This is a genomic window from Cellvibrio sp. BR (assembly GCF_000263355.1).
In the GTDB taxonomy this organism is placed as follows: domain Bacteria; phylum Pseudomonadota; class Gammaproteobacteria; order Pseudomonadales; family Cellvibrionaceae; genus Cellvibrio.
Genome location: NZ_JH668210.1, coordinates 15,180 through 27,118 on the forward strand (window position 1 = coordinate 15,180; position 11,939 = coordinate 27,118).

General features: G+C 48.5%; 12 protein-coding genes and 1 pseudogene. 5 read left to right on the top strand and 8 right to left on the bottom strand.

Annotated elements, in window-relative coordinates:
• Positions 1–290 precede the first annotated feature (290 nt).
• From O59_RS20555 to O59_RS20585, 7 genes are all read right to left on the bottom strand, one after another.
• A complete protein-coding gene (locus O59_RS20555) occupies positions 291–1,574 on the bottom strand; it encodes an aminotransferase class I/II-fold pyridoxal phosphate-dependent enzyme (protein WP_007646302.1) in 1,284 nt (427 codons plus the stop codon).
• A 124-nt stretch (positions 1,575–1,698) separates the two neighbouring features.
• On the bottom strand, positions 1,699–3,711 hold the full coding sequence (locus O59_RS20560) for a M48 family metallopeptidase (protein ID WP_007646305.1): 2,013 nt from the start codon (positions 3,709–3,711) through the stop codon (positions 1,699–1,701).
• A gap of 32 nt (positions 3,712–3,743) precedes the next feature.
• Positions 3,744–4,334 carry a LemA family protein gene (locus tag O59_RS20565; protein ID WP_040393914.1) on the bottom strand — a complete coding sequence of 197 codons (591 nt, stop codon included), beginning with the start codon at positions 4,332–4,334 and terminating at the stop codon, positions 3,744–3,746.
• A gap of 159 nt (positions 4,335–4,493) precedes the next feature.
• Positions 4,494–5,087 carry a BON domain-containing protein gene (locus O59_RS20570; RefSeq protein WP_007646308.1) on the bottom strand — a complete coding sequence of 198 codons (594 nt, stop codon included), beginning with the start codon at positions 5,085–5,087 and terminating at the stop codon, positions 4,494–4,496.
• On the bottom strand, positions 5,087–5,671 hold the full coding sequence (locus tag O59_RS20575) for an SIS domain-containing protein (protein WP_007646309.1): 585 nt from the start codon (positions 5,669–5,671) through the stop codon (positions 5,087–5,089). The genes O59_RS20570 and O59_RS20575 overlap by 1 nt, the downstream gene beginning before the upstream one ends.
• Positions 5,672–5,736: 65 nt before the next feature.
• Positions 5,737–6,171 (bottom strand): YraN family protein, encoded by a 435-nt coding sequence (locus tag O59_RS20580; protein ID WP_007646310.1) that lies wholly within the window; start codon positions 6,169–6,171, stop codon positions 5,737–5,739.
• A 38-nt stretch (positions 6,172–6,209) separates the two neighbouring features.
• The gene (locus tag O59_RS20585; RefSeq protein ID WP_157152682.1) at positions 6,210–8,105 is read right to left on the bottom strand and encodes a penicillin-binding protein activator; all 1,896 of its coding nucleotides are present in this window, start codon (positions 8,103–8,105) and stop codon (positions 6,210–6,212) included.
• A 109-nt stretch (positions 8,106–8,214) separates the two neighbouring features.
• Here O59_RS20585 and rsmI point away from each other — a divergent pair, with 109 nt between their 5' ends.
• From rsmI to O59_RS20610, 5 genes are all read left to right on the top strand, one after another.
• The gene (gene rsmI / locus O59_RS20590; protein WP_007646322.1) at positions 8,215–9,069 is read left to right on the top strand and encodes a 16S rRNA (cytidine(1402)-2'-O)-methyltransferase; all 855 of its coding nucleotides are present in this window, start codon (positions 8,215–8,217) and stop codon (positions 9,067–9,069) included.
• Positions 9,070–9,389: 320 nt separating this feature from the next.
• Positions 9,390–10,067, top strand: a complete 678-nt coding sequence (locus O59_RS20595) for a hypothetical protein (protein ID WP_157152683.1) — start codon at positions 9,390–9,392, stop codon at positions 10,065–10,067.
• A 139-nt stretch (positions 10,068–10,206) separates the two neighbouring features.
• Positions 10,207–10,545, top strand: coding sequence for a hypothetical protein (locus O59_RS20600; RefSeq protein ID WP_040393901.1), 339 nt, complete (start codon positions 10,207–10,209; stop codon positions 10,543–10,545).
• Between the two features lie 150 nt (positions 10,546–10,695).
• Positions 10,696–11,337, top strand: coding sequence for a hypothetical protein (locus O59_RS20605; protein WP_040393904.1), 642 nt, complete (start codon positions 10,696–10,698; stop codon positions 11,335–11,337).
• 120 nt (positions 11,338–11,457) lie between these two features.
• Complete coding sequence (locus tag O59_RS20610; RefSeq protein ID WP_040393907.1) at positions 11,458–11,769, top strand: CPCC family cysteine-rich protein; 312 nt, start codon at positions 11,458–11,460, stop codon at positions 11,767–11,769.
• 40 nt (positions 11,770–11,809) lie between these two features.
• Here the strand turns inward: O59_RS20610 and O59_RS22140 are convergent.
• Positions 11,810–11,939, bottom strand: a pseudogene (locus O59_RS22140) (IS110 family transposase); the annotation flags it as partial.

Here is an 11,939-nt window from a genome sequence, read left to right on the forward strand (position 1 = left end):
AAACGACTCTCACAGAGAAGGGATTAAGCAGTGTTTTGTTTTGGTTCTGGATGCAAAATTGTTAATGATTAGAATTTGATACTTCACTGCAAGAGTGATGGATCAGTTCCGGCTGATTTCAGTATAGGAAGCTTTTTGAATAATGCGCCAAGTCTTTTGGAATTAAGCGGTGGTTGTTAGATCAGTCAGTTTTTAATGCGTTGAGAATATTCGTGTTCTCGCCATGCATGAAGCAATAAAAAAGCCGCTCAGTGAGCGGCTTTTAACGTGCTAGCAATCGTAATCAGGCGTTAGCCAAGGCTTGCCAATTGTTGTTTAACGGAGGCCAGTTTCACACAGGTCACAAATACCTCCATCGCGCCAACCACTTCCGGTACGGTAGGAACAGACGGAGCGATACGAATATTACGATCTTCCGGATCTTTGCCGTAGGGGTAGGTTGCGCCAGCAGGTGTTAACTTCACACCGGCTTCAGCGGCCAGACGCACGGTTTCTTTCGCGCAGCCTTTGCGTGTATCAAAAGATACAAAATAGCCGCCGACGGGTTTTTCCCACGCACCTAAATCTGTACCGTCAAACGCCTTGCCCAATGCAGTCAATACCGCGTCAAAACGAGGGTTGAGCAGTTCAGCGTGTTTGCCCATATGGGCCATCAGCGCGTCTTTAGTGGGCAGGAAGCGGGTGTGGCGGATTTGGTTTACTTTGTCCGGGCCGATAGTGCAGCTGTTCAGGAACTTCTTGAAACCTGCAAGGTTGGCAGCGCTGGCAGCGACAAAAGCAACACCTGAACCAGCATGGGTAATTTTTGAGGTGGAGGCGAATTGCACCACGGAGTCTTCAGTGCCATTGCGACGAGTTGCTTCCAGAATGCTAGCCAGTTTGGGCGCATTCGGCGTCAGGTCGTGAACCGAATAAGCGTTATCCCAGAATACACGGAAGTTTGCGCTGGCGATTTGGCCAAGTTTGGCGATGCGCTCAACGGTTTCATCGCTATACACCACGCCGGTAGGGTTGGAGTACTTGGGTACACACCACATACCTTTGATGGATTTATCGGCTTTGATTAATGACTCAACCACGTCCATGTCGGGGCCGGTGGAAGTCATGGGAACGTTGATCATTTTGATGCCGAGTTGGTCGCATACAGTATAGTGGCGGTCATAACCGGGAACCGGGCACAGGAACTTCACTTCACCTTCGTTTTTCCAAGCGCTGGCGGCATCCTTCAAGCCAAATTGATAAGCCGTGAGCATCACCTGAAACATCAGGGTCAGGCTGGAATTGCCACCGACCAATACGTTGGCGGCGTCTACATCCATAATATGTGCGCCCAGTTGTTTGGCTTCGGGCAAACCGTCGAGGCCGCCATAGTTGCGCGTGTCTGTGCCATCGGCGGCAATGTAGTTACCGTTTAACAAACCATCCATTGCATCAGACAGATTTAATTGTTCGGCAGAAGGCTTGCCGCGGGTTAAATCCAGATTCAGTTTTTTAGCGAGAATAGCCTGATATTGTTCGGTCAGTTGGCTTTCCCATTCGCGCAATTGCGCGACAGATGCGTTGTCCAGTTGCAAGGTGAGTACCTCTTTGGTTGGCGGGATAAAGTGCGCGGCATTATAACCGTTCAGGCCGTAAATGTTGTAGCGCGATTATGTAACTCGCAGCGCTTTTAATCGCCTTTTGATTCGCATCAGTATGTTAGCGAGTAGTAATGGGCAGGGCTTGTAGTTGGGGGGGAATCGGGCAGTCCAGTCCATCCGCCAGCGCGCGAAATAATTCGGCTTCAGCGGTGTGTAATTTACCGTCATGCATTACACAGAGGCTCATGGCTTTAAGCAGTTGTGGCTTTTGTAGTGGTTTTAGTTGATTCAATCGTTCCAGTGCCGCATCCATTACATCAAGTTTTATACTGGTGCGGGCCAACAAGGTAAATTGTTTAAACGGCAATGCGCTGCTGGCTTGGGCAAACGCATTTTCTGCTTCCGTCTGATGACGTGCACCGGTATAGGCAAGTAGCGACATTAACAGTTGGCAGTCTTCATGCATTTCTAGCAGTGAACGTGTACGCAAGGGCTGTTGTTCGCGACGAATGTTGTGCAGCACTATGCGATACATCGCCCATTCCATCAGGCTCACTTTTTGGTCGGCTTGAATTAGCACATTCAAACAGCTCAGGAAGTCTTGTTGCTGTGCTTCCGACAATTGTTTCAGTGCCGTTATGCTCAGTTCGATAAGCGGTAAACGCAAGTGTATTGCAGCCAGGGCGCTGGCATGAATAATTGGATTGATGGTTTGCAACTCGCTGGTGGTGAGATGTTCGCTCAGCAATGCCAATTGGCGATTACGCTGTTCGGCGTGAGCATCAAGTAGTAAACCAAATATTATTCCGCGTGCACTAAAAGCATCCTGGCTCGCCGTTTTTAATTCCGGGGCGATTTGATTCAAACAGGTTTGTGCATAACTTAATTGCGCGGTGGTCGGTTGGGCGATTTGTTGCAGGGTAGTATTAATGTCAATACCGCCGTTTATATCACCAACATCGACAAGAGTGGCAGTAGCGCCACTATTAATAGTCATTGATGCGGTGTTGGGTGTGGCTGCGTGGGCAAAACCTGCGGTCTCATCACCAAAAGTCTTGCTTCCTTTATTAGTGTTCGTATTTGCGCCGTGAAGCGCGGTTTCGAGTTGTCCATTCCAGCGCGGTTGAATGCGTTTGATGCGTTCATCCAGTGGTGGATGTGTCGCCATCATATTAAAAAAAAGTCGCACGCCTTGGCTGAAATACATGTGGCTAAATTCAGCTGCATGCTCATTGTGCAGGGTGGAGCCCTCGCTACTGGCCCCAATTTTTTTCAATGCACCGGCAATGCCATCGGGGTTGCGAGTAAATTGTACGGCGGATGCATCGGCTAAAAATTCGCGCTGACGACTGACCGCGGCTTTGATCAGGTTGCCAAAAAAAGTGCCGGTATAACCGATAATTAATAAGCCGAGCCCAACCAGCATGATGCCGCCCGGAGATTTATCGCGACTTGAGCGAACCAGGCTGGAGGCGCGACTGCTGCGCAATAAAAATTCACCAATTAAACCAATCACCAGAATACCGTAGAGCAATGCAACCAAACGCATATTCAAACGCATATCACCGTGAAAAATATGGCTGAATTCGTGGGCGATTACACCTTGTAGTTCATCGCGTGACAGTTGATGAATGCAGCCGCGGGTAATGCCAATCACCGCGTCTTGCGGGCGATAACCCGCGGCAAATGCGTTAATCGCATCATCTTCCATTAAATAGACCGGCGGTACCGGAGTGCCGGAGGCGATGGCCATTTCTTCCACCACATTCAGGATTTTGCGCTCATCCGGATCAGTGGTTTGGCCGAGCAATAAGCGACCGCCCATGGCTTCGGCAATAGCTCTGCCGCCAGAACCCAGTTGCATAAAACGAAATAAGCTACCGAGAAACACAACGCTGGTTACTGCAAGGGCGATCCATAAAAATGATTGCACACTCAATGCATGGAGTGTACCGCTCCAAAAAGTGTGTGCGTGCTCATAGGCTTGAGGTTCAGCATTGCCCGAGAGATAAACCAGCGCGGCCGCGGCGAAAGTAGTAATAGCAATGAGTGCAACAACTGCCAGTGCCAGCAATAGCACTAGCTGTTTGGTTTTGCGCCGCGCGCGATCCTGATGTTCAAAAAAATTCATCGATGCACACCCGTGTGCTTATAGAGGTCTGCTTAGAATTGCACCTTGGGGGCCGCTTGAATTTCGGCGTGGTCTTCAAACTCGAGCAGCGTCGCGTCTTCACTGTGGCCAAAACTCTTGGCAAAAATAACGGGAGGGAAGGTTTGTTTGTAGGTGTTGTATTCGGTAACGGCATCATTAAATGCCTGACGCGCAAAGGCGATTTTATTTTCGGTGCTGGTGAGTTCCTCGGAAACTTGCAACATATTTTGTGAGGCTTTTAAATCCGGGTAAGCTTCCATCACGACATTCAAGCGCGACATGGCTGCACCGAGCATACCTTCGGCACTTGCCAATTCAGCAATTGCAGTGTGGCTGCCGGGGTTTGCACTCGCGGCTTGTAAACCTTGCATGGCCTGATTGCGCGCTTTCACTACAGCTTCCAGCGTTTCGCGTTCATGGGTGATGTAGGCTTTGGCGGTTTCTACCAAATTGGGAATCAGGTCGTAGCGACGTTTCAGTTGCACGGCGATTTGTGAAAAGCCATTTTCAAAGCGGTTTTTCAGCGTCACCAGTTTGTTGTAAATACCAATCGCGTAGAACACCAACACGGCGATCACAACAAGAATAATTACGGTGGTCATCATAATGAGGTTCCTTTGCCTGAAAATATTATTGTCTGAAGGCGACAGCAATGCCGCGCCCATACGCACTGCCCAGATACTAGCAGGATGGTTGCAGAATACCAGTGGTTGGCGATGAGCTGTTGGGGTTGGGGGAAACGTCAAAGGGTGGAGCGAGGGTTAATCGATATATTCAAATACTTTCACAACTTGTTTAACACCGTTGGTGGTGCGCGCCATTTCGGTAACACGATCTGCTTCGTGGCGCGATACCAACCCCATTAAATACACGCTTTGGGATTCGGTAATAATCCGAATGCGATTGCTTTGAATATTGCTGGCAATGAGTTTGGTTTTTAATTTAGTGGTAATCCAGGCATCTTTTGTGTGTGCGGGCAATCGGGTGCGTTCGCTTACCATCAGTTCGTTATGCAACTGGCGCACGGTATTAATTTGGCCAACAGTGGCGCCTGCCAATTGTCGCAGCGTTTCGCTGGGTACTTGTCCGGTAAGCAGAATGACACCGTTGAAACTATCGATATGAATACGTGAATCTTCCAGCTCTTTGCTGGCTTTGTTGAGGTTGACGCGCGCAAAGGTTTCCAATTGGCTGTCATTAATACGTGTACCGAGTGTGCGTTTATTGGTACTGATTTGAATGGGTTCACTGGTGGTGACCTGAATAATCTTGGCGCAACCACTGAGGCAAAACAGTGTGATCAACACCAGCAGCAGCGATAAAAAACCGGAGCGGGTTGCGCGATTAAATAACATTAGAATCCTCCAAACAATTGCTGGTCAATCAGGTCACACAAGCAGAATAAACTGAGCAGGTGCACCTCGTGAATACGGGGTTTGGCCACAGAGGGCACGCGAAGTTCAATATCATGCTGATCCAATAACGCCGCCACATCCCCGCCATCGCCTGCGGTGAGCGCAATCACTTGCATCTCTTTATCGTGCGCGGCGCTGATGGCTTGCAATAAATTGCTGGCTTTGCCGGTGCTGGTGAGCAGCACCAGCACATCGCCGGGGTGGCCGAGAGCGCGGATTTGTTTGGCGTAGATGTCATTGAAGTTGCTGTCGCTGCCAATCGCAGTTTGGGTAGTGAAATCTGCCCCGATATTAAATGCTGGCAAACTTGGCCGCTCTTGTTCAAAGCGATTAATCAGGCTGGCGGTAAAGATTTGCGCTTGCGCCGCGGAAATACCATTGCCGCAGGTTAGTACTTTTTTCTCATTGAGCAAGGCGTGCACTATCACTTGGCTGGCATGGGCAATTAGTGGGGCGAGTTGTTCACCCGCATGCATTTTGGCTTCGATACTTTCGTGAAACAGGGTGATGACACGTTGATCCATAGGTTTCAGCTGCTGTGTTCGTAGATAAAAATTGTTTGGCGGCTGCAAACTCCACGCGCATTTGATCAGGTGCCAAACGCGTTTTGAATCCATTGAATGGGTGGTGCAGTGCCGGTTTGGTCTAATGCTATCACATCAAAACGACAGCGAACTTTATCGTAGAGTTTTTGCTCCTGCAGAAAACGCATGGCAGTTTTGATGATTTTTTGCTGTTTGCGATAATCAACCGTCTCCAGTGCCGGGGCAAAACGTTTGTTTGTCCGCAGGCGCACTTCCACAAATACCAGCGTGGCATCCGCTGCGCTGTCGCCCGCTTTTTTATGCAGCATAATTAAATCGATTTCACCCAGCTTGCAGCGGTAATTGCGCGTGCGCGTCACCAGTCCTTGTTGAATTAAAAATGCCTCTGCTTGTGCTTCAGCGGCCGCGCCTATGGCAATAGTGTTTGTTAGCGGTGTTGTATTCTGATTTGGGGGTACCGCGTCCTTGTTGCCGTACATATCCTTATTGCTCCTGTTATTAAGAAAAGTATCGCCTATTAATATTGCAGCTCGTTTTGGTTAATCACCATCGGTAGCGGTTGCGCTTCGCCATTACGGAATCTCACCCAGATTTGCTCGCGTTCGATGCGACCATCTTCCAACATATGCAACGCGCCGGTCGCGCCAAAAATACGCATGTCCGGAACTTGTTCCAGTTGCGGCAGGCGTGCGTACAAACGGAAGGCGTCTGCTCCCAATGCATGCAAGCGCCCATAGACTGCAGCGGATTTAGTGTGTTGGGCAACGGATTGTTTTTCCGGGCTTCTGGTATCAAATAGCCAGGGCATGGTGTTAAAGCGCACGCCGTTTAAATCGCGGTCGGCTCTGGGGTTCGGTTGGCCGGAATAAATTTGGCTGGTGGCATAAACCGGAATATTGCCTGCGTAGTGAAATGCAAATGTCGGTTTGATCTGGCGACCTTGCGCCGGGTCGGCAATCAAAAAAATCATATCCACATCGCTGCGGCTGCGCGGTGAGGTTTGCAGCGGTATACCGAGCAATTCCTGCATTTCGCGATTGCGCACCAAACTGCTTTCAATTTGCATCGCATCTTTCACCAACTTGGAATAGTTGGCGCCGCTTTGGAATTGGCTGCGATTCACCACCACACCGCCGAGTTTTTCCCACTCATTGGCAAAAGCGCGCGCGCTGCGTTCGCTCCATTCTTGTGAGGGAATAATTACCATCGCCTGGCGATGCCCTTCCAAAAATGCCTGACGGGCGACTTGACGCGCTTCATCCTCTACGGCCAAACCAAATTGGTAAAAACCCTTTAGCGGTTGTGCGGGTGGCGTGTCCGGGTAGTTGAGCGAGAGCACCGGCACGTCCAGCGAGGGCATCAAACTCAGTTCGGTTACTTTTTCTTTGTCGATGGGGCCAATTACCAAATCCGCGCCCTCGGCAATGGCTTGTTGATAGGCCGCGATGACATCGCCACTGCTGTCATATTGGCGCACTTCCGGTGTGTGGCGACGATTGCTTACCGCTTGAAAGTAGGCGGCAAAAAAACCATCGCGCACTGCTTCGCCTGCCTCGGCTAGTTTGCCTTGCATTGGTAATAGCAATGCAATTTGTTTGGGTTGCTGTTCAATTAAACTTTGCAGCAATTTTAAATCGCTAGGCAAATTGTTATGGGCGGGATGTTGACGCCAATCGCGCAGCCACACTTGCAGTTGCTCGCGCTGCTGTTCGAGATCGATTTGGTTATTTTTGTTGATTGCCGCCAAGCTGTACCAGCCGCGTGCGGTATCGCTCATGCCACTCAATGACAGTTGCTGCAGCTCGGTAAATGGAATGCTCATCAGGCTCTGCCAGAGTGCATCCTGATTTGCCTGCAACAATTTTTTATCGCTACTCAATGCCGCAATTTGAATGCGTTCACTCACGCTATTTTGTGGCTCACCCAACAGCGCAAACACTTGCGCGCGCTTATCGCGCAGGGATATTTCCATGGCAGGCTCCATGGCTTGCCATTGTTGTTCCAAGCGCGGCTTGGTTAGAATGCCGTGCGCCAGAAAATTCGAGCCTTCCTGCAAGGCTACGGCGCTGAGTAAATCCGTATGTTTGATATAGGCTTGGTCGGGCAAATTGTCGGTGTTCATATCGACTAACAAATTGCGTGCACGATTGTATTTGCCGCTCGCAATATACACTTGCGCTGCCTGCAGCACCAAGCTTTCACGCTCGGGCGATTGCGCCTGATTGGCCATTTGCAACAACTTGCTTGCGCTGAGTTGTGCCGGTTGTGTTTGGGTGGTGGGCTTGCTCGTGGTTTGCGTGGGGGTGCTGCTACAACCGCTTAATCCCAGCAGTGTGGCAGTTAATACGGGCACCAGCAGTTTGGAAATGGCAACCTGATGGGAAAAACTGCGCATAAATAGCCGTTTCGGCATGCCTATTAACCTCAGTGAAAAAATGCGGTGAAAAACCTGCAGTGAATATTCAGCATCACAGAGCCGGCGAAATATCCGGCTTGGATCTCAACTTTTTTCGGAATTCGCTATGACAACTCCCGCTCCCAACCCAGGCACCCTTTATGTTGTGGCGACCCCGATTGGCAATTTGGGCGATATGGTACCGCGAGCGGTGGAAACACTACAAACAGTAGCGTTGATTGCCGCCGAGGATACGCGCCACAGTTCACGTTTGCTGTCCCATTTCGACATTAAAACCCCCTGCATCGCCTACCACGATCACAGCGACGAACAGCGCACCGAACAACTCATCGCCCGCATGCATGCCGGTGATTCCATCGCACTGATTTCCGATGCGGGCACTCCCTTGGTTTCAGACCCCGGCTACCGTTTGGTGCGCAGCGCCCGCCAAGCTGGAATTCAGGTTGTACCCATCCCCGGCGCCTGCGCCATGATCGCCGCCCTCAGCGCCGCCGGTTTACCCTCGGATCGCTTCGCCTTTGAAGGCTTCCTGCCCGCCAAACAAGTCGCCCGCTGCACCCAACTACAAAACCTGGCCACCGACCCGCGCACCCTTATTTTCTACGAAGCCCCGCATCGCATTCTGGAAACCCTGCAAGACATGGCACAAGTCTTCGGCCCCGAACGCGAAGTGGTGATGGCCCGCGAACTCACCAAAACCTTTGAAACCATCAAAGGCGATAAGGTCGCCGACCTGGCCGACTGGGTAGCAGCAGACTCCAACCAACAACGCGGCGAAATCGTCCTCCTCGTCCACGGCGCCCCCAAACCCGAAAACGAAGCCATGACCCTCGCCCAAATGCACACCATGAAAGTGCTTCTAGAAGAACTCCCCGTAAAACAAGCCGCCAGCATCGGCGCAAAACTCACTGGGCTGAAAAAGAATTTTTTATACGACTGGGCGTTGCAGCAGGGGGAATAACTGAAGTGGTGAAATAGAGCGTAATTCGCCTGCAGTTGTAAATTACTTATGCTGCCGGTTTATACAGTGTATTTTTGGTGCTTGGATAAACATGCGCATTTGCAGCCGTGCAAATGCGCAATATCAGCTCCCTGCAATTAAAAATGCATTTACTGTCAGTAAGTTGCAGTAACTGCGGGAATGATAATGCGCAAGCTACAGTGAGATAACGCGCATGCGCGTTTTGGTAGAAGGATGCAAAAGGAAACCAAACAAAAAAGCTAGTGAATTCAATTGCTTTGGTGGATTTTGTGGAATTTTAATCAAGAATGATATCGCGCATGCGCGATATACAAATGTTATATGACAAAGGAGGTTTAGTGAGCAATTCAAATTCTGATGATCCCTTATTGGAATGGAATCGTCTAAATAAAGAAAATGCAGAGCATGGGTTTGCTTCTGCGTTATTTCAAAGCATGTCTGAAACTTCACCATTGATCGAAAAATTTAGCATGTGGCTGCTTGCGGGTACAGGTGCCACAGCCGCGCTTCTTGTAACTCAAATTGAATCTGTTTTGCCTTATTTATCAACGCAAGGTTTCAAGTCATGCTTGGTCGTATTAGTAGTCTCAGCAGTTGCTGGCTTTGTCGCAAAATATTATTCGCTTCGTTGTGAAATCCAGAATAGTGTTCAATCAAAGCTAATGGAATTGCTGAAGCCTGTGTTGGAAAAGCATGAAGAAGATGAAGATAAAATTCAGGAGTACGCAGAGCAAAGAGGCATTGTGCTTCAAACCGACATAGAATTTTCGAATGTCATGAATGAATTTTCTAAGCCGTTTCCATTTTGGCTCAGGTGGTTAATGGCTCGCAAAGTTAAACAAATAGCGGGTGATCGGCAAGCAGGTTTTCATATCGCAGTAAGAGCATATACTTCACAGATCCGCTGGACTTTTTTTCAAGTGGTCTTGTTTGTGGTGTTTATACTAACGGCGGCGTTGTATGCAAATGCCATATAACAAAGTGCTCCAACACGCGCACTACGTGCGCTGGACAGTTTGTAAGTCGCGGCTTTGTGGTTTTGCTGCGTAAAAGTAATCCACAAAACCACAACTTACAAACTGCCGTTGAGCACGGCGTTATGTTTGACGGAGATACATGGAATTGCGTTCTTTACAGCAGGAAATAGAAACCCTAATTAGCTTTCCGACGACTCCAGAGGCGGAGTGGGTTAAATGTTTTGAGGCTGCTTCAGAGTCCGCTATTGCTGGAGCAATCGCACATTGGAAAAGAACGGGTAGCGGAATAACCGGCGGGAACTCTGATAATGTTTCAAATAAGCGAGAAGCTGCGGCAGCAATTTTACAATATAGACTTTCCAATAAAAGCATTGCAACGATGGTAGCTCTAGAAAAATCTACAACTAGGCTATCCTTTGTAATGGTTGGTTTAGCAGTAGTGGGCTTAATACTGTCGGCTCTACAAATATTGCTGTGATCAAAAACATAACAAATCGTTGTAGGTCGCACGCTTCGCGTGCTGGACGCTTTGTAAGTTGAGGTTTTGCGCATGGCTGCGCCAATGCTCGCGCAAAACCTCAACTTACAAATCGCCCCTAAACTCAGCGTTAAGTAAAAGGAAGCGAGAATGTCGCTAGCAATAGAAACAACAGACATTATTGGTGCAATAACAGCAAGTATCGCTGTTGCCATTTCATTCTTAAGTGTTGCAGGTGCATTCAGGTCGGGAATATTTAAAAAAATCCGTCTCGGCAGTCTAGAATTTGAAGCTTCTGACAAAGATTATTTAATTTTTAAAGAAGGCCTTACTAGGCAGGTAGGAAAAACAGAAAAAGAAGTGCCTTTTGAAATAGAGCAATTAGCAAACTACTATTCGCAAATTTTATCGCAATCAAAAATCAGTTTTTGGTTTAGTCTAATTTTTGCATCCCTTGGGTTTGCTACTATTGTCACGGCGGCATTTCTTTATACAAGTACAAATGGCACAGCCACAATTGCCCAATTTATTGCCGGGCTAATAATGGACACTGTAGCCGGTCTATTCTTCGTTCAGTCTAGAAATGCCCAAAAATCAATGGGAGAATTCTTTGACAAACTAAGAAGTGATCGCCTCCATATGGAATCTCGATCATTAAGCGAATCAATTGAGTCGAGTCAAGCGCGGGACGCATTGAGACTCCATCTGGCCTTACACTATGCAGGCGTAGGTGAATCAAACGGTATTGCAAAGCATATTACAGAATCGTGTCTAAGCACAAAAGCTACTTAACAAAGCAATCAATCGGATGGTTTTTAAGTTTCATTTTTGCCATTCCGCTTCGCTACATTTTACGGCAAAAATGCTACTTAAAAACCACCGGTTATCTCAACGTTATGCATGGAGATCTCGGTGAAATATTCATGTCCTTGCTGCGGCTATCTTACGCTTGACCATCAAGCCAATGGTACATTCCAAATTTGCGAGCTTTGTAGCTGGGAAGATGACCTCATTCAAAATGAAGACCCAGATTATGAGGGTGGTGCTAATGGTATTTGCTTGCGAGAGGCACAGCATTTATTTTTAAAAGAAACTGTGAATACAGAAGGCTATGAAAAAGCATTGTATTGGCAACTACTTGAGCCGCCATCATGCTCATCAAGAATGAAGAACAACAAAACTAGCTTTGTTGTCACTAAAAGCGGTGTGACTAAAAATGCATAACAAGCGACTGTGGTAAAAAATCAATACCTGTAACGCCAATTTAATTAGCCTGCCACTCGCAATTATCCCGCACCATGGCATTTAGAATCGTCACCATTTTCCGCATGCAGGCCGTAAGCGCAACTTTCTTGTGCTTACCCTGCTCGACTAGCTTTTTGTAAAACGTCTTC